18 protein-coding genes are annotated in these 16722 nt (G+C 70.9%); 4 read left to right on the forward strand and 14 right to left on the reverse strand.

Annotated elements, in window-relative coordinates; all coding sequences use genetic code 11:
* Positions 1 to 390 precede the first annotated feature (390 nt).
* The gene (locus tag ACFV6H_RS10340) at positions 391 to 1374 is read left to right on the forward strand and encodes a phosphatase PAP2 family protein (protein WP_384976810.1); all 984 of its coding nucleotides are present in this window, start codon (positions 391 to 393) and stop codon (positions 1372 to 1374) included.
* A 107-nt stretch (positions 1375 to 1481) separates the two neighbouring features.
* Here the strand turns inward: ACFV6H_RS10340 and ACFV6H_RS10345 are convergent, their stop codons facing one another.
* The gene (locus ACFV6H_RS10345; protein ID WP_384782505.1) at positions 1482 to 1697 is read right to left on the reverse strand and encodes an I78 family peptidase inhibitor; all 216 of its coding nucleotides are present in this window, start codon (positions 1695 to 1697) and stop codon (positions 1482 to 1484) included.
* Between the two features lie 325 nt (positions 1698 to 2022).
* On the reverse strand, positions 2023 to 2886 hold the full coding sequence (locus ACFV6H_RS10350) for a transferase (protein WP_385540339.1): 864 nt from the start codon (positions 2884 to 2886) through the stop codon (positions 2023 to 2025).
* Between the two features lie 441 nt (positions 2887 to 3327).
* Between ACFV6H_RS10350 and ACFV6H_RS10355 the strand changes: the two genes are divergently transcribed.
* Together ACFV6H_RS10355 and ACFV6H_RS10360 are read left to right on the forward strand one after the other, a co-directional pair.
* Positions 3328 to 4119 (forward strand): hypothetical protein, encoded by a 792-nt coding sequence (locus ACFV6H_RS10355; protein ID WP_066955394.1) that lies wholly within the window; start codon positions 3328 to 3330, stop codon positions 4117 to 4119.
* Positions 4116 to 4547 (forward strand): hypothetical protein, encoded by a 432-nt coding sequence (locus ACFV6H_RS10360; protein ID WP_384976814.1) that lies wholly within the window; start codon positions 4116 to 4118, stop codon positions 4545 to 4547. Before ACFV6H_RS10355 ends, ACFV6H_RS10360 begins: the two co-directional genes overlap by 4 nt.
* Before the next feature lie 99 nt (positions 4548 to 4646).
* Here ACFV6H_RS10360 and der read toward each other — a convergent pair whose 3' ends face one another.
* From der to aroH, 5 genes are all read right to left on the reverse strand, one after another.
* Complete coding sequence (gene der / locus ACFV6H_RS10365) at positions 4647 to 6107, reverse strand: ribosome biogenesis GTPase Der (protein WP_385540341.1); 1461 nt, start codon at positions 6105 to 6107, stop codon at positions 4647 to 4649.
* 155 nt (positions 6108 to 6262) lie between these two features.
* Entirely contained in the window at positions 6263 to 6850 is a 588-nt protein-coding gene (locus ACFV6H_RS10370) for a lysophospholipid acyltransferase family protein (protein ID WP_384976892.1), read from the reverse strand.
* A gap of 53 nt (positions 6851 to 6903) precedes the next feature.
* Positions 6904 to 7617: a (d)CMP kinase gene (cmk, locus tag ACFV6H_RS10375; protein ID WP_385540343.1), complete on the reverse strand. Its 714-nt coding sequence runs from the start codon at positions 7615 to 7617 to the stop codon at positions 6904 to 6906.
* A gap of 156 nt (positions 7618 to 7773) precedes the next feature.
* Positions 7774 to 8859 carry a prephenate dehydrogenase gene (locus ACFV6H_RS10380; RefSeq protein ID WP_385540345.1) on the reverse strand — a complete coding sequence of 362 codons (1086 nt, stop codon included), beginning with the start codon at positions 8857 to 8859 and terminating at the stop codon, positions 7774 to 7776.
* A gap of 7 nt (positions 8860 to 8866) precedes the next feature.
* Positions 8867 to 9229, reverse strand: a complete 363-nt coding sequence (gene aroH / locus ACFV6H_RS10385; protein ID WP_093592834.1) for a chorismate mutase — start codon at positions 9227 to 9229, stop codon at positions 8867 to 8869.
* Between the two features lie 135 nt (positions 9230 to 9364).
* Between aroH and ACFV6H_RS10390 the strand changes: the two genes are divergently transcribed.
* Complete coding sequence (locus ACFV6H_RS10390; RefSeq protein WP_385540347.1) at positions 9365 to 10114, forward strand: DNA polymerase beta superfamily protein; 750 nt, start codon at positions 9365 to 9367, stop codon at positions 10112 to 10114.
* Here the strand turns inward: ACFV6H_RS10390 and ACFV6H_RS10395 are convergent.
* From ACFV6H_RS10395 to ACFV6H_RS10425, 7 genes are all read right to left on the reverse strand, one after another.
* A complete protein-coding gene (locus ACFV6H_RS10395) occupies positions 10034 to 10900 on the reverse strand; it encodes a DNA polymerase beta superfamily protein (RefSeq protein WP_385540349.1) in 867 nt (288 codons plus the stop codon). The genes ACFV6H_RS10390 and ACFV6H_RS10395 overlap by 81 nt on opposite strands.
* Before the next feature lie 3 nt (positions 10901 to 10903).
* Positions 10904 to 11926, reverse strand: a complete 1023-nt coding sequence (locus ACFV6H_RS10400; protein ID WP_385540351.1) for an ADP-ribosylglycohydrolase family protein — start codon at positions 11924 to 11926, stop codon at positions 10904 to 10906.
* Positions 11923 to 12717 (reverse strand): NUDIX domain-containing protein, encoded by a 795-nt coding sequence (locus ACFV6H_RS10405; RefSeq protein ID WP_385540353.1) that lies wholly within the window; start codon positions 12715 to 12717, stop codon positions 11923 to 11925. Before ACFV6H_RS10405 ends, ACFV6H_RS10400 begins: the two co-directional genes overlap by 4 nt.
* A complete protein-coding gene (gene pnuC / locus ACFV6H_RS10410) occupies positions 12714 to 13433 on the reverse strand; it encodes a nicotinamide riboside transporter PnuC (RefSeq protein WP_385540355.1) in 720 nt (239 codons plus the stop codon). Before pnuC ends, ACFV6H_RS10405 begins: the two co-directional genes overlap by 4 nt.
* A gap of 167 nt (positions 13434 to 13600) precedes the next feature.
* Positions 13601 to 14866 (reverse strand): pseudouridine synthase, encoded by a 1266-nt coding sequence (locus ACFV6H_RS10415; protein ID WP_384976830.1) that lies wholly within the window; start codon positions 14864 to 14866, stop codon positions 13601 to 13603.
* Positions 14866 to 15432 (reverse strand): SMC-Scp complex subunit ScpB, encoded by a 567-nt coding sequence (scpB, locus tag ACFV6H_RS10420; RefSeq protein ID WP_382866600.1) that lies wholly within the window; start codon positions 15430 to 15432, stop codon positions 14866 to 14868. Before scpB ends, ACFV6H_RS10415 begins: the two co-directional genes overlap by 1 nt.
* A 65-nt stretch (positions 15433 to 15497) precedes the next feature.
* Positions 15498 to 16697, reverse strand: coding sequence for a segregation and condensation protein A (locus ACFV6H_RS10425; protein ID WP_385540358.1), 1200 nt, complete (start codon positions 16695 to 16697; stop codon positions 15498 to 15500).
* Positions 16698 to 16722: the final 25 nt, after the last annotated feature.

Consider the following 16722-nt stretch of genomic DNA (forward strand, 5'->3'; position numbering starts at 1 on the left):
GCCGACGGGGACAGTGGTCCCTCGGGGTGGCCCGGCATCGACGGGCGAGTGAGCCGACAGCGTACGCGAGTGAACGCGTGTGGCGCGTGGTGGCTCCCTCGCCGTTCCGACCAGGCGGTGTGGCGTACGCCACGCCGCACCGGCCAGGACCGCGGGCCCAGGGCGTGCGCAAGCAGCAGGGAAATTCTGTGCGACGCCACGGTGAACTATTTCTGTGCTGCACAAAGACAGTTCCTGGAAGGGCGTGTCGGTGAATAGGGCCGAAGGTCACTTGGATTTTCGGAACCGCTTCGAATAAACGGTCCGCCGAGGCGTACTCCACATCACATCGTCATCACGAAGGGACGTGATGGACCGGTTCACTCACTCACTCGCTGTAACGTCCATTGTGTGCGTACCGACATCTTTGCCCGCCTGGACCGGGAGCCGGAGCCGCCGAAGATAGAGATCCCGCGGATGAGCCGCACCCGCACGGCTCTCTTCGGCGGGACATTGGCGTTCTATCTCGCCATCGTCGTCGCCGTGCTCGTCACCTCCTCACTGGTGACCCTCGACTGGAAAGTCATGCTGTTCCGGCCCTATCAGCAATGGCCGGATCTGCATGCCTTCCTCGACTACTTCGTGGTGCTCGGCCAGCGCGGCCCCACCGCCGTGATGATCGCGGCCTGGCTGGGCTGGCGCTCCTGGCGCCAGCACACGGTGCGCCCGCTGCTGGCGCTCGGCACCGCTCTCCTGCTGCTCAATGTGACCGTCGGCGCGGTCAAGCTCGGGCTCGGCCGGCTCGGCCCGCACTACGCGACGCAGATCGGCTCGGCCGAGCTGTTCGCGGGCGGCGATATATTTCCTTCGGGCCATACCGCCAACGCCGTCGTGACCTGGGGAATCCTGGCCTATCTGGCCACCACGCCACGGGCCAGACGCTATCTGTCGGTCCTGTCGGCCGTGGTGGCACTGGGCGTGGGCGCGACCACCGTCTATCTCGGTACGCACTGGCTGAGCGATGTGCTGCTCGGCTGGGCCGCCGGTCTGCTGATCCTGCTGGGACTGCCCTGGTTCGAGCCGCTGATCGGCCGTGCGGAACCGGCCGTCCTCGCGGTGCGCGACCGCTGGCTGGACAGCCGCCGCCGGATCCCGACGACTCCGGTCGCGGCCGGCGGACCGAGACCCACGCCGGTCCCGCAGGGCGCCTCCGCGCAGGGCGAGGAGCCTCCGCGCGAGTCCGTCGGAGCAGGTCACAGCAGTCGCGCCGGGAGCGCGCGGAGCACCGCGCAGCTCACCCAGTCCCGGCCGCACGCAGTGCGCTCCGAGCGGACACCGACGGCTCCGGCGGGCAGCCGCCGCCCACCGAACTCCCGGCCGGTCACGGGCGGCTGAGCGGACCGGGGACGGTACGCACAGCCCTCCCCCGGCCCTCGCCACCTCTCCGGCACAGACGAAGGCCCCGGCCGACCAGGCCGGGGCCTTCGTCGTACGGCGGCGGCTCAGCCGTGCCAGCAGCGGATGACCTTGCCGTTCTCGACCTCGAAGTTGAGGCGGCCCTCCAGGTACTCCATCGTGATGATCGAGCCCGGTGGCAGACTTCTGACCGTCGTCCAGCCGCGCCTGCGGGCGCGCCGCTCGGCGCTCTCGGCGTCGAGTCCGACATAGGAGCCGGGGACGTCGTCGGGCTGTCGGGACTGACTCGGTATCGGTGCCATAACACTCACCGTAGGCGCCACCGGGCGGTGAAGGAAGCCGAACGGATACCGGCACAGGACGCTTCCCGTCTCTCAGCGGTCACGCTTGTGTCACAGGATCACGCGATCGGCCGAACGCCAACAACTTCACTCTTACGGGCAGTTCGCGGTCGGCTCAGAAGTAATTCCATGAGCCCGAAGATCACATGAATTGCACCTTCTTGAATTTCCCGCGCCGGACAGCACACGATGCCCCGTCGGCAATTGACGGGGTGTGGAGAATTCACGTTTTCCTCGCACAATCCACCGACCGGCCACATGTTCCATCGGTCTCCGGGGCGCTCGGTCAGCGTGTGGCGGCGGACACGGGCGCCGGGTCCAGCCGTACGGAGAAGTCGTTGTCACCGGTGTAGCAGGGAGCGGCCAGCCAGCCGTCGGTCCCATGGCCCGTGCAGACGTATGCCGTCCGCTTGTCCCAGATGTCGTCGAGGATGCGGGAGATCCGTATCCCGGCGGCGTTCCGCGCCGGCACCAGCCACAGATCCCACCACTGGCGCCCGACGACCGGCCGCGCGGCGAGCGGACCGTACGGCAGTGTGAAGGCGAACGATCCGCCGCGGCCGGTCACGGCGACCCGGTGGCTGCGGTCGGTGCCGCGCAGCCGTGCCTCGGCCTCGGCGCCCTCGCCCAGCTCGGCGCCGTACAGCATGCCCTCGACGGTCGTGGAGCCCGGTTCGCAGCGGACCGTACCGGCCTCGGCGTGCGGAGCGCGGACCCAGGAGCGTACGGCGAGCCGGCCGTCCGCGGTGGCGTACGGAATCCGGGCGGCGACGCGGCCCGCTCCCGGGATCCGGTCGACAAGGGCGCGTACGTCGCGGACTCCGGGCCGTACGGGCTGCTCGCCGGGAGCGCCCGTGAACACATCCCAGTGGCCCTCGGCCAGCTCGACCGTGCTGGGCAGCACGGCGCGCAGCCGGGACTCCCCCGCCCAGGTCAGCGGCAGCCGCACCTCAGCGGCACCGGCTCCGGCAAGCGCGTCCGTGTCGGTGCCGGCATCCGTGCCGGTGTCGGCACCGTCCCGCAGGCGCAGTACGAGCACCGCGTCGGGACGGGCGGCACCCGTGATGTCGAAGGTGATACCGCCCGCGGAGTCCGCGATGCAGTCGGCCGTACATCCGGCGGGTGACGCCCGCCGTCCGTTGGCTCTCATCCGGTCCTGCCCTTTCTGATCACATACGGCTTCTGATCACATACGGCGGCCCATGGTGAACGGACCGACCGGTTAGACGTGGAAATGCCCCGGATGGTGCCGACTTCAAGGAGATCCGCACGGTCACCCGCCCAGGCCGCACCACCGGTGAGCCCGATGCACCGAAAGCAGCAATGAGTTTCAGCCACCCCATTGGTTCACTGATTTCCCGATTTGTCGACCTGTACATGTACTGACCTGCGGTTCCGCGGACCGGGCCAACTTCCGTCCGCCCGGAGCGTGTTGACACGGAATGACTCGTTCCTGACGACGGCCCGCCCTTTGCGCCGGATGGTTCGATTCCATGCGTGTCCGCGCGTGACCCGGGCCACGGCTCGCCCGTTGTCTTCTTTACGAGCCGGGAACAGCCCGGCCCCACGCACCGAGTTCGAGGAGCCACCCGTGCCGCGCATGCTCGACGTCAGCGAGGACGTACGCGCCGAGATCGGCGACGAAGAAGCCGACCGGCTGCTCGCCGGCGAGAACTCCCCGGGAAGCTACGACTGCACCTCCTGCCGGACACCCGGCGACTCCGAGCAGGAGCGGACCAGCACCGTGCTGTTCGTCGGCGAGGAGACCGCCGTTCTCGCCTTCGCCCACGCCACCTGTATCCCTTCCCAGGTCGTCCAGGTCGCCGAGGAGCAGCTCCAGGGCGCGGTCCGCTCCATCACCGGCGGCGAGCAGCCGGAGACCTCCCGGCCCGATCCGGGCGCCGGCGGCGGCCAGGCCGTCCTCGGCGTCACCAGCGGACTGGTGCTGATCGAGGGCGATCTGCATCCCGCCCTGGTTGTCGAGCCGACCGCGCCGATCGCCCGTCCCGGCTCGCGCGGCACCACCGACGAGTTCCTCACGCTCCTGATCGAGCAGGGCTTCCGGCCGGTCTCCGATCTGAACACGCTGCCCGGCGCGCTGCCCGGCTGGTCGGTGCTGCTCGCCATGGGCCAGCTCCACGCCGTGCTCCAGCCGGGCACCGGCGGCGGCAGCCCGGTCGCCTGGTGGCAGGCCCATCAGCCGCTCCAGGTCACCGAGGGCTGGCGTGCGGCGGCCAACAAGTCGCACACCGTACTGGTCTTCGCCGCACCGGTCGGCTCCATCGGCCAGCAGCCCCGGGAGGATCTGCTGCGTGACGCCCTGGAGAAGGCCGCGGCCAACGGACGGCTCGTCGCCGCGGCGATGCCGCTGGCCGGCACATGAGCGAGGCGTCGAGCACCACACTCCGGCTGCTGCTCCGCCGGCCGACGGCCGATTCCCAGGACGGCAGCCCGCATCCGACGGACGAAAGGGTCGTTGGCTCCTATGTGCACTCATACGACTCCTCCCGCCAGCAGTACCAGAGCCAGATCCCTTCCATGCGCCCCGCGCAGGACGTAGCGGACGGATACTCCACTACGCCGATCTACGACGCGCTGTACTCGGAGTTCCGCCGGTCCTTCCGGGCGCTGCCCGGCGATCGGAGCAATGAGGAGAATCTCGGCTTCACGGCCTTCGGCACCGGGCTGCACGCCGCTCACGGGGGATACGGGCACACGCCCTACTCGGGCTCCTGGCAGCGCGACCCCCGGCAGCCCGCAGGACGCCACACACCGGCGGCCCTCCCCCCGGGGCCCCGCCGAGGCGTCTGACCGCCGGAAGCGGTGGGGCCCGGCGCGGACGATCCCGCACCGGGCCCCACCGCTTCCGGCGTGTCCTCCCGCAGCTTCTTCCTGCGGCCTGCTCGCCTGCTACTTCTTCCGGCCGCGCTTCTCGCGTACCCGCACGGAGATATGGATCGGGGTCCCTTCGAAGCCGAACTCCTCACGGAGCCGGCGCTCGACAAACCTCCGGTAGCCGTGCTCGATGAAGCCCGAGGCGAAGAGCACGAAACGCGGCGGCTTCGTGCCCGCCTGCGTACCGAACAGAATCCGCGGCTGCTTGCCGCCGCGGATCGGATGCGGATGCCCGGCGACCAGCTCACCGAGGAACGCGTTGAGCCGCCCGGTCGGTACGCGCGTCTCCCAGCCCGCGAGCGCCGTCTCGATCGCCGGGACCAGCTTCTCCATATGGCGGCCGGTACGGGCCGAGACATTCACCCGAGGCGCCCAGGCGATCTGCGCCAGCTCCGTCTCGATCTCGCGCTCCAGGTAGTAGCGCCGCTCCTCGTCCAGCGTGTCCCACTTGTTGAACGCGACGACCAGGGCGCGGCCCGCCTCGACGGCCATCGTGATGATCCGCTGGTCCTGGACGCTGATCGACTCGCTGGTGTCGATCAGTACGACCGCGACCTCGGCCTTCTCGACGGCGGCGGCGGTACGCAGCGACGCGTAGTAGTCCGCGCCCTCCTGGAGATGGACGCGGCGGCGGATGCCGGCCGTGTCGATGAATTTCCAGACCGTGCCGCCCAGCTCGATCAGTTCGTCAACGGGATCACGGGTGGTGCCCGCGACCTCGTTGACGACCACACGCTCCTGGCCCGCGACCTTGTTCAGCAGGGACGACTTGCCGACATTCGGCCGGCCGATGAGCGCGATACGGCGAGGGCCGCCGACGGCCGTGCCGAAGGTCTGCGCCGGCGCGTCGGGCAGGGCTTCGAGCACCGCGTCGAGCATGTCGCCCGTACCGCGGCCGTGCAGCGAGGAGACCGGATGGGGCTCGCCGAGCCCGAGCGACCAGAGCGCGGTGGCGTCCGGTTCGCCGCTCGGTCCGTCGACCTTGTTGGCGCAGAGCACGACGGGCTTGCCCGACTTGCGCAGCAGCCTGACCACGGCCTCGTCGGTGTCGGTCGCGCCGACCGTCGAGTCCACCACGAAGACCACCGCGTCGGCGGCCTCGATCGCGTACTCGGCCTGGGCGGCCACGGAGGCGTCGATGCCCAGGACGTCCTGCTCCCAGCCGCCGGTGTCGACGACCTTGAAGCGCCGGCCGGCCCACTCGGCCTCATAGGTGACCCGGTCACGGGTGACGCCCGGCTTGTCCTCCACGACCGCCTCACGGCGGCCGATGATCCGGTTCACGAGTGTCGACTTGCCGACATTGGGGCGGCCGACGACGGCGAGGACGGGCAGCGGGCCATGACCGGCCTCGCCGATCGCGCCCTCCACCTCCTCGGCCTCGAAGCCTTCCAGCGCGGCCAGCTCCATGAAGTCCGCGTACTCGGCATCGCCAAGCTGTCCGTGCTCGTCGCCGGAGTCGATCTGGTCGTTCATGAAGTCCGTACCTCGTTCATCGTGATCGGTGCACCGCTCGACGCGGTGCACTACTCAAAAGCCAAGTCTCGCGCACGCCCCGGCTCCGGCGTCCTCGCGAGCCGACGAGCCGGCGCCCGCGCCCGGCCGGCCAGGTCCTGTCCGGTCGACAGGACCTAGCGCCCGGTGAGACGCCTGGCGTGCTCCAGATGCGCGGTCAGCCGCTCCTGGATCCGTACCGTGGCCTCGTCCAGCGCCTTGCGGGTGCGCCGCCCGTCACTGTCGCCCGCCTCGAAGGCGTCGCCGAAGACGACGTCCACCCGGCTGCGCAGCGGAGGCAGCGCCGGTATCAGCCGACCGCGGCTCTCCGTACTGCCCAGGACCGCGACCGGCACGATCGGCGCTCCCGACCGTACGGCGAAGTAGGCGAGCCCGGCGCGCAGCGAGGCGAAGTCTCCCTCGCCTCTGGTGCCCTCGGGAAAGATCCCCAGCACTCCGCCGGCCCCGAGCACTCCGAGCGCGTCACCGATCGCACCGCGGTCGGCGACGGCACGGTCCACCTTCACCTGTCCGATCGACCGCAGGAACGGGTCGAGCGGACCGATGAACGCCTCCTTCTTGACCAGGAAGTGCACCGGGCGAGGCGAGACACCGATCACCATCGGACCGTCGATGTTGTGCGAGTGGTTGACGGCCAGTATCACCGGACCGCTCCCGGGTACCCGCCAGGCGCCCAGCACCCGTGGCCTCCAGAGCCCGTTCATCAGCCCGACGCCGATACGGCGGCCGACCTCCGCGCCCTGTGCGGACACCGTGCTCACTTCGCGGCCCGCTTCTCCTCGACCAGGGCCACGACACGCTCCACGACCTGCTGGAGCGTGAGCTCCGTGGTGTCGACCTCGATCGCGTCGCCGGCCTTCGCGAGCGGGGACGTCTTACGGCTGGAGTCCGCAGTGTCCCGCTTGATCAGCGCGTCCTTGGTGGCGGCGACATCGGTCGCCTCCTTGCCGGTCAGCTCGCCGCTGCGGCGGGCGGCGCGGGCCTCCGGGGTCGCGGTGAGGAAGATCTTGACGTCGGCGTCCGGCAGTACGGTCGTACCGATGTCACGGCCCTCGACCACGATGCCGTTCGCCGCGGCGGCGGCGATGGACCGCTGGAGCTCGGTGACGACGGACCGTACCTCGGGCACGGCGCTGACCGCGCTCACCTTGGCGGTGACGTCCTGGGTACGGATCGGCGCCGAGGCGTCCGTACCGTCGACGGTGATCGTGGGACCGGCCGGATCCGTGCCCGAGACCAGGACGGGCTTGCCCGCGGCGGTCGCGACGGCCACGGCGTCCGTGACATCGATCCCGTTGCTGATCATCCACCAGGTCATCGCGCGGTACTGCGCGCCGGTGTCCAGATAGCTCAGCCCGAGCCGGGCGGCCACGGCCTTGGAGGTGCTCGACTTGCCCGTGCCCGAGGGCCCGTCGATGGCGACGATCACGGCGGCCGGGGCGGTCCGGGCGGGGGTTGCTCCGTTTTCCACGGGGGGCGGACACCTTCCTGGTTCTCGGGGTGGATGCGCGGGGACGCACAAACGCCCCCGCACAAGGTTACCGAGTGTTCAGGACCGCCCATGCACCCGTTCGGCGGGACGCGGGCGTACGGAACGCCGCCGCGTCACCGCCGCGTCACCGCCGAGTCACTGCCGGATCGACCAGCCGCGCTCCCGCAGGGCCGCGGAGAGCACCGGCGCCGCCGCCGGTTCCACCATGAGCTGGGCCAGTCCCGCCTGCTGACCGGTCGCGTGTTCGATACGGACGTCCTCGACGTTGACGCCCGCGCGCCCGGCGTCCGCGAAGATCCGGGCCAGCTCGCCGGGACGGTCGCTGACCAGCACCGCCACGATCTCGTAGGCCGCCGGGGCCGCGCCGTGCTTGCCCGGCACCCGTACCCGGCCCGCGTTGCCACGGCGCAGCACATCCTCGATCCCGGCCGCGCCGCCGCGCCGTTTCTCCTCGTCGGAGGACTGGAGTGCGCGCAGCGCCTCGACCGTCTCGCCGAGGTCCGCGGCGACTCCCGCCAGCACATCGGCGACGGGACCGGGATTCGCGGAGAGGATCTCGACCCACATCCCGGGATCGGAGGCCGCGATCCGGGTGACATCGCGGATGCCCTGGCCGCAGAGGCGTACGGCCGTCTCGTCGGCCTCCGCCAGCCGCGCGGCGACCATGGACGAGATGAGCTGAGGCGTGTGCGAGACCAGGGCGACCGCCCGGTCGTGCGCGTCGGCGTCCATGACCACGGGCACGGCGCGGCAGAGCGCGACCAGCTCCAGGGCCAGATTGAGCACCTCGGTGTCGGTGTCCCTGGTCGGCGTCAGCACCCAAGGGCGCCCGTCGAAGAGATCGGCGGTCGCGGCCAGCGGACCGGAGCGCTCCTTGCCGGACATCGGGTGCGTACCGATGTACGAGGCCAGATCGAGACCGAGCGCCTCCAGCTCACGGCGCGGGCCGCCCTTGACGCTCGCCACGTCCAGATAGCCGCGGGCCACGCCGTCCCGCATGGCCGCGGCGAGCGTGGCCGCGACATGGGCGGGCGGTACGGCGACGATCGCGAGGTCGACGGGCCCTTCGGGCGTCTCGTCCGTGCCGGCGCCGAGCGCGGCGGCGGTACGGGCCCGGGACGGATCGTGGTCGCTGAGATGGACGGTGACGCCTCGGCCGGCCAGGGCCAGCGCGGCCGAGGTGCCGATCAGGCCGGTTCCTATGACGACGGCTGTTCTCACAGGGCTCTCACTGGGCGATGTCCTTGCGGAGGGCGGCGGCTGCGCCGAGGTAGACGTGCGCGATCTCCGACCGGGGAAGGTCGGACTCGATATGGGCGAGGATACGGACGACTCGCGGCAGGGCGCCCTCGATGTCCAGTTCCTGGGCACAGAGGAGAGGGACATCGGCCATTCCGAGCCCACGCGCGGCGGCGGCCGGGAAGTCGCTGTGCAGATCGGGCGTGGCCGTGAACCAGATACTGATCAGATCGTCCGCGGTGAGCGCGTTGCGCTCCAGTATCGCCATGAGCAGCAGCCTGACCTGGTCGTCCATATGCCCGGGCTCGTCCCGCTCCAACTGCACGGCCCCACGGACCGCTCGTACCGCCACGACGTTCTCCTCGTTCCGTACCGCGTTCCGTACCGCGCCCGCCCGATGCCCGGGCCGCTCGACCCAGCCTAAACAGCCTGGCAACGCCCGGCCCGCGCTGCCGCCTCCGTACGCCGCGGCCGTACGCTCTCGCGCATGACGCCCGAAGCCCTCGTCCGTGACCACACCGTCTACTCCTGTGTGATGGGCTCGCGCGCCTTCGGGCTCGCGACGGAGGAGAGCGATACCGACCGGCGAGGTGTCTTCGCCGCGCCGGCTTGGCTGTACTGGCGTTTCGAGAAGCCGCCGACGCATGTGGAGGGCCCGGCGCCCGAGCAGTTCTCCTGGGAGCTGGAGCGCTTCTGCTCGCTCGCGCTGCGCACCAATCCCAATGTGCTGGAGTGTCTGCACTCCCCGCTCGTCGAGCGGCTCGACGACACCGGCCGTGAACTGCTGGCGCTGCGCGACGCGTTCCTGTCCCGGCACGCGCACGAGACGTTCGTACGGTATGCCGTGGGCCAGCGCAGAAAGCTGGAGGCGGACGTCCGGCAGCACGGCGCCCCGCGCTGGAAGCACGCGATGCATCTGCTGCGGCTGCTCGCGAGCTGCCGGGACCTGCTGCGTACAGGCACGCTGACCATCGACGTCGGTGCGGACCGGGAGAGCCTGCTCGCGGTCAAGCGCGGCGAGGTCCCGTGGGCCGAGGTGGAGCGCAGGATGGCCCGTCTGGCCGACGAGGCCGACGAGGCGGCCACGCGCTCGCCGCTGCCACCGGAGCCGGACCACGCCCGTGTGGAGGACTTCCTGATCCGCACCCGCCGCGCCTCAGCGCTCCAGCCGCACACGGACGACCAGCTCGTGCAACGCCTCGTACGCGACGGGCGCGTCGGAAAGGGCCGTATCTGACCGCGCCTCCTCCAGCACCGCGCCCAGCGCCTCCACATCCGCCCGCAGCCGCTCCGGCCCGGGCCCGTCGGCCCGGCCGTGCTCGGCCGCGGCCTTCGCCGCGATCAGCTCCGGCAGATACCCAGGCGCCGCCACCTCGCCCAGCAGGGTGGGCAGATGCGCCTGTATCTCACCGCTGCGCATGAGATGGATTCCTGTGAGCAGCGCGCGGAAGGTGTAGAGCAGAGGCTTGAGCTCACCGGTCTTCTCGAAGAGCCGCCACTGCGTCCGCGCGAAGCCCTCGTAGTGGTGCGCGTGGTGGCCGGTCAGCACGCCGGGCGCGAGCGCGGTCAGCTCCCGGTGCGTCTCGCTCGTGCGCACGACCAGCGGCGAGAGAAGCTGTTCCAGGACATAGCCGTTGTGCCGCAGCATCAGTCGGGCGAACTTGCGCAGGTCGTGGGTGACGAGATCCATTTCCGTACCGTCCCGGTCCGCCATCCAGGACCGGGTCTCGGCCGGCTCGTGGAGCCCGGTGAGCGCGGCGACCGGCAGGAGATGGACACCGCGCAGATCCACATCCGAGTCCCGGCTCGGGAAGCCGTACAGATGCGCTCCGGAGACGGTGACGAACAGCAGCGGATCGCTCTCCTCCGCGAGGACCGGGCCGAGGTCGGTGACCGGCAGTCCGGCCGCGCGGAGGCGGTCTTCGGCGGTTCTCCCGTGCGCTGTTCTTCCGTCTGCGGTTCTGTCGTCTGCGGTTCTGTCGTCTGCGGTTCTGTCGTCCGCAGTGTCTTCGTCCGTTCGCATGGATCAAGAGTCCCAGAGGGCTCCCAGTGACATCAGGTCGCTCCGGTACTCGATGCGCTCGGCCCATTCCTTGGGCCAGGCGCCCGCGCCGAGGTGGGCGCCGGCGAAGGCGCCTGTCAGGCAGGCGATGGAGTCCGAGTCGCCTCGGGTGCAGGCGGCGCGGCGCAGGGCGGTGACGGGGTCGGCGGGGAAGAGCAGGAAGCAGAGGAGGGCGGTGGCGAGGGCCTCCTCGGCGGTCCAGCCGTCGCCGGTCGCGAGGCATGGGTCGGTCTCCGGTGAGGGTGTGCGCAGGGCGAGCTGGACCCGTTCCAGGGCCGCCAGGCACTCGTCCCAGCCGCGCGCCATGAAGGACTCGGGCGCCGCATCGTGCGAGCGCGTCCAGAGGTCGCCGAGCCAGCGGTGGTAGTAGCGCTCGCGGTTCTCGTACGCGTACGAGCGCAACTGTCCCACCAGTCCCAGCGGTTCGCCGCCCTGCGCCAGCAGATACACCGCGCGTGCCGTGAGGTCCGAGGCCGCGAGCGCCGTCGGATGGCCATGGGTGAGCGCCGACTGCAACTGCGCCGCGCCCGCCCGCTGTTCGTCGCTGAGTCCCGGTACGAGCCCGATCGGCGCCACCCGCATATTGGCGCCGCAGCCCTTGGAGTCGAGCCGGCTGGCCTGCTGCCAGGGCCGGTCGCTGTCCAGGAGGCGGCACGCCGTCATGCACGTACGGCCCGGGGCGCGGTTGTTGTCCGGCGAGTGGTACCAGGCGACGAACTCCTCCCGCACCGGCCGCTCCAGCCGCAGCGGACCGAGTACGCCACGGTCCATCGCCGTCCGGATGCCCCGGGCGAACGCGAGCGTCATCTGGGTGTCGTCCGTGACGATCGCGGGCCTCGGCAGGGACATCTCCCGCCATGGTCCGCACTTGACCAGGATCGACGGCACATCGTTGAACTCGGTCGGGAAGCCGAGGGCGTCACCGAGCGCGAGCCCGATCAGCGAGCCCGTCGCGGCCTGTTTGGTGAGGGTCCTCGCGATGATCATTCGGTCCGTCCTTCCGGTCGATCCGGTCGCAGAAGAGGTGGATGCAGTGTGGTCGCGGCGCCCGCGCGGTACAGCGCGGCCGGTTTCCCCCGGCCGCCCGTCCTGCGCGGCGGACGCTCCAGCGCCTGGACGAAGCCGGGCGTGGTGAGCACCTTGCGCCGGAAGTTGGGCGGATCGAGCTCCACGCCCCAGACGGTCTCGTACACCTGCCGCAGCTCGCCGAGCGTGAACTCGGGCGAGCAGAAGGCCGTGGCGAGACAGGTGTATTCGAGCTTGGAGCCGACACGGTCGTAGGCATCGGCGAGGATGTGCTCATGGTCGAAGGCCAGCGGACCGTTGGCGCCGAACTCCACCCACTGGGCACGCGCCGCGTCCCCGCCGCCGCGCGGCTCCGGCAGATCGGGCACGAGCGCCGCGTACGCCACGGAGACGACGCGCATCCTCGGATCGCGGTCCGGATCGCTGTACGTCCGGAGCTGCTCCAGATGGAAGGTGCCCGCGGTCCGCGCCGACAGACCGGTCTCCTCGGCGAGTTCACGAAGGGCGGCCTGCCCGGCGGACTCCCTCGGCAGGACGAAGCCGCCCGGCAGCGCCCAGGCGCCCAGATAGGGCTCCTGGCCGCGCTCGACGAGCAGGACATGCAGCCGGCCCTCGCGGACGGTGAAGACGGCGAGGTCGACGGTGACCGCGAACGGCTCGAAGGCGGACGGGTCATAGTCCTCGGGTACCCGCGCCCGCGCCCGCCCACCGGCCGGGGCGCCGGCCGGGGCGTCGGCCCGCCGCGCGCTCACCGTCGCTCCGGCAGCGGCGGTGCGAAGTCCCAGCCCCGGGCGAGCAGCGCGTCGACGGCGGCCACCGCGACGGCGAGCCGCTCCTCGTGCGATCCGCTCACCCGGATGAACTGCCGTCCGGTACGGACGAGTTCCGCGCCGAACCGGCCCGTCATCCAAGGCCGCAGCTCCTCGCCGTCACGCAGCCCGTCGTCCTCGAAGGCGACACCCTCGTGGTCGGTGAGCAGCCAGAGATGATGGCCGTTCAGCTCAGCGATCGCTGCGATCTCCGCGGCCTGGGCATCGCGTCCACCCACATACCGCTCGTGCCAGACGGTCGCGAGATCCCTGGACCAGTTGCGCGGCAGCGTCAGTCCGAGTGTCCCCACCACCCCCGCCGCGAGAAGCCGGCTCCATTCGGTGCGGGTCGTGCGCCGCACCGGCAGGGACGAGCCTGGTCCACCCCCGTGGGTCCAGGTCCACCAGCCGTACGCGGCGAGGGTGATGAAGACGACCTGTAGCCCCGCGTCGGCGTACAGGCCCGCCTGGGTGAACAGCAGGATGAAGAAGACGTTGTTGGCGATTCCTATGGGCCAGTTGGCGAGGTGCCGGCGGGCCACGAGCCACACACAGAGCGCGCCGCTGCCGAAGCCGAGGACCTCGGTCCAGCTCACCGGCGTGTCCAGGACGGTCAGCAGCGGACGCCGCAAGGGATCGAGGATGTCCGCGAGACTCACACCCGCCTCCTTAATGGTCATACTGACTATAAAGGCGAACAGACGTGCCCCACAAGGGAAAAAGCCCGCGGCCTGGCGGCCACGGGCTTTTCTTCAGATCGACCGGGTTCTTCTTCCGACCGACGGGTTCATCCGGCTGACCGGGTTCGTCCGGTCGGCCGCTCCGGCTACAGTCCGACTTCCTTCATCAGCATGCCGACCTCGGTGTTGGTGAGCCGGCGCAGCCAGCCGGACTTCTGGTCGCCCAGCGGGATCGGCCCGAAGGACGTCCGTACGAGCCGCTCCACCGGGAACCCGGCCTCGGCCAGCATCCGCCGGACGATGTGCTTGCGGCCCTCGTGGAGAGTGACCTCCACCAGATAGTTCTTGCCGGTGTTCTCGACGACACGGAAGTGGTCGGCCTTGGCGTAGCCGTCCTCCAGTTGGATGCCGTCCTTGAGCCGCTTGCCCAGATCGCGCGGCAGCGGGCCCTGGATCGCGGCCAGATAGATCTTCTTGACGCCGTACTTGGGGTGCGTCAGCCGGTGCGCCAGCTCACCGTGGTTGGTGAGCAGGATGATGCCCTCGGTCTCCGTGTCGAGCCGGCCGACATGGAAGAGCCTGGTCTCACGGTTGGTGACATAGTCGCCGAGGGACTGGCGGCCGTCCGGATCCTCCATCGTGGAGACGACACCGGCCGGCTTGTTCAGCGCGAAGAAGAGATACGACTGGGTCGCGACGGTCAGCCCGTCGACCTTGATCTCGTCCTTCTCCGGATCGACGCGCATGCCCTGCTCCACGACGATCTCGCCGTTGACCTCGACGCGCGCCTGCTCGATCAGCTCCTCGCAGGCGCGGCGCGAGCCCATGCCCGCGCGGGCCAGGACCTTCTGGAGGCGCTCGCCCTCCTGCTCGGCGCCGGGAGACGTCTTGGGCGTCTTGACCGAGGGCCGCTCCGCGTACCGGTCGCGGTTGCGCTGCTCGATCTTGGCGTCCAGCTCACGAGGACGGGCTGCGGCACCACGACGCGGGCCGCCACGGGCGCCGCCGCCCTGCGCGGACCTGGGAGCGCCCTTGGCGCCGCCACGGGCCGCCGCGCCCCGGGCACCGCCGCCCTGACGGGAGCCGCCGTCCGTCTCACCGGAGCGGCCGGAACCACCGGAGCCGGAACCTCCCGAACCGGAACCGGAGCCGGAGGAACGGCGCGCGCCGCCAGGCGCACCGGACGCGCCGGAACCGCCCGTCGGGCCCGAGCGGCCGACATCGTAACGGCGCTCCTCGGGACGCGGGCGTGACGGCCGCTTCTGCTGGTCGTCACGGCCACCGCCGCCGGCGCTCCGGCCGCTGCCGGCACCCCGGCCGCCCCGGTCGTCCCGGCTGTTCCGGTTGCCGCCGCCGCTCCCGCCTCCGCTGTTCCTGTTGCCGCTTCCGCTGTTCCTGCCACTGCTTCGCATCAAAGTTCCGTCTTGTCGTCTGCGTCGGTATCCGGTGCGTCCGGATCGAACGACGGAACACCTTCCTGGCTCTCGGCCTCGATCGCGTCCGCCTCGGGGAGGAAGGGCGCGAGCTCCGGAAGTTCGTCCAGGCCCCGCAGGCCCATCCGCTCCAAAAAGTAGTTCGTCGTCCTGTACAGGATCGCACCTGTTTCGGGTTCCGCGCCCGCCTCCTCGACCAGCCCGCGCTGGAGCAGCGTGCGCATGACGCCGTCGCAGTTGACTCCTCGTACCGCGGAGACCCGGGAACGGCTCACGGGCTGGCGGTACGCGACGACCGCGAGAGTCTCCAGCGCGGCCTGGGTGAGCCGGGCCTGCTGGCCGTCGAGCACGAAGCCCTCGACGGCCTCCGCGTACTCGGGCCGGGTGTAGAACCGCCAGCCGCCCGCGATCAGCCGCAGCTCGAAGCCTCGGCGCTGGACGGTGTACTCGTCGGCGAGCTCGCGCAGCGCGTCGGCGACGGCCCGTCGGGGACGGTCGAGGACCTTGGCGAGATGCTCCTCGGTGGCGGGCTCGTCGACGACCATGAGGACCGCCTCCAGGGCGGGCTTGAGATCCAGTTCCGCGACGGTACGTGACTGCTGCTGCTCGCTCACACCTTCTCCTCGCTGTCCTCGGCGGTATCGCTGTCCTCTACGGCGCGGCCCTTGGCGGCCCGGTCCTCCACGGCACGATCCTCGGCGGCCCGGTCCTCGGCGGCCCGGTCGAATTCGTCGGTCACGGCCGGCTCCGTGTCGCCGTCCCCGCCCGTCCAGCGGACCATGAGCCGGCCGAGAGCCTCCTCCTGGTCCAGGGAGACCGCCCGCTCCCGGTACAGCTCCAGCAGGGCCAGGAAGCGCGCCACGACGGTGAGGGTGTCGGCGGCGTCCGCCGTGAGCGCCTCGAAGCTGGCCTCCCCGCGCTCCCGCAGCAGCGCGACCACGATCCCCACCTGCTCCCGTACGGAGACCAGCGGCGCGTGGATGTGGTCGACGTACACCTGCGGCTTGGGCTTCGGCTGCATCGCCTTCACGGCGAGCGCGGCGAAGCCCTCCGGCCCGATCCTGATCACGACCTCGGGGAGCAGTGCGGCGTGCTGGGGCTCCAGTCCGACGGTACGGGGATAGCGCCGGGCCTCGGCGTCCAGGCGCCCGCTGAAGATCTCGGCGACCTGTTTGTACGCGCGGTACTGGAGCAGCCGCGCGAAGAGCAGGTCCCGTGCCTCCAGCAGCGCGAGATCCGCCTCGTCCTCCACTTCGGCGGCGGGCAGCAGCCGGGCGGCCTTCAGATCCAGCAGTGTGGCGGCGACCACGAGGAACTCGGTGGTCTGGTCCAGGTCCCAGTCGGGGCCCATGGCCCGGATGTGCGCCATGAACTCGTCGGTCACCTTGGACAGCGCGACCTCGGTCACATCCATCTTGTGCTTCGAGATCAGCTGCAACAGCAGATCGAACGGCCCTTCGAAGTTCGCCAGCCGCACGGTGAACCGCCCGTCGTCGGCCTCGGACTCACCGTCGGGCGCGGTGGCGGGCTCGGTGGGCTCGCCGTCGGGCTCGGCAGCCTGCGCGACGACCGCTCCGGGCGCTTCGGGCGCCTCCTGCGCCGCAGGAGCGACAGCCGCCGTCGCGGGCGCGGGCACTGCGGCCTCAGGCTCAGGCGCGGGCTCCGTGGACGTTACGGGCGCGACGGGCCCGGAGGTCTCCTCAGGCGCCGCGACTGGTCCGGCGCTCTCCTCAGGGGCCGCCGGTGCGGGTGGCGGCACGCCTGGGCCGCGGCCCAGCGGGCGGCGGGCGGAAGCAGAGGGCGGCGGCATCGGGGTCCTGGAGGCGGGAAGCGGA

Origin of the sequence: Streptomyces sp. NPDC059743 (genome assembly GCF_042732975.1) — a bacterium.
Lineage (GTDB): Bacteria > Actinomycetota > Actinomycetes > Streptomycetales > Streptomycetaceae > Streptomyces.

Excerpts from the sequence above, each read along its gene's own strand:
- ACFV6H_RS10345 (WP_384782505.1), bottom strand. The coding sequence starts at position 1,697 with ATGGCACCGATACCGAGTCAGTCCCGACAGCCCGACGACGTCCCCGGC.
- ACFV6H_RS10350 (WP_385540339.1), bottom strand. The coding sequence starts at position 2,886 with ATGAGAGCCAACGGACGGCGGGCGTCACCCGCCGGATGTACGGCCGAC.
- ACFV6H_RS10360 (WP_384976814.1), top strand. The coding sequence starts at position 4,116 with ATGAGCGAGGCGTCGAGCACCACACTCCGGCTGCTGCTCCGCCGGCCG.
- der (WP_385540341.1), bottom strand. The coding sequence starts at position 6,107 with ATGAACGACCAGATCGACTCCGGCGACGAGCACGGACAGCTTGGCGAT.
- ACFV6H_RS10370 (WP_384976892.1), bottom strand. The coding sequence starts at position 6,850 with ATGAACGGGCTCTGGAGGCCACGGGTGCTGGGCGCCTGGCGGGTACCC.
- ACFV6H_RS10390 (WP_385540347.1), top strand. The coding sequence starts at position 9,365 with ATGACGCCCGAAGCCCTCGTCCGTGACCACACCGTCTACTCCTGTGTG.
- ACFV6H_RS10395 (WP_385540349.1), bottom strand. The coding sequence starts at position 10,900 with ATGCGAACGGACGAAGACACTGCGGACGACAGAACCGCAGACGACAGA.
- ACFV6H_RS10400 (WP_385540351.1), bottom strand. The coding sequence starts at position 11,926 with ATGATCATCGCGAGGACCCTCACCAAACAGGCCGCGACGGGCTCGCTG.
- ACFV6H_RS10415 (WP_384976830.1), bottom strand. The coding sequence starts at position 14,866 with ATGCGAAGCAGTGGCAGGAACAGCGGAAGCGGCAACAGGAACAGCGGA.
- scpB (WP_382866600.1), bottom strand. The coding sequence starts at position 15,432 with ATGGTCGTCGACGAGCCCGCCACCGAGGAGCATCTCGCCAAGGTCCTC.
- ACFV6H_RS10425 (WP_385540358.1), bottom strand. The coding sequence starts at position 16,697 with ATGCCGCCGCCCTCTGCTTCCGCCCGCCGCCCGCTGGGCCGCGGCCCA.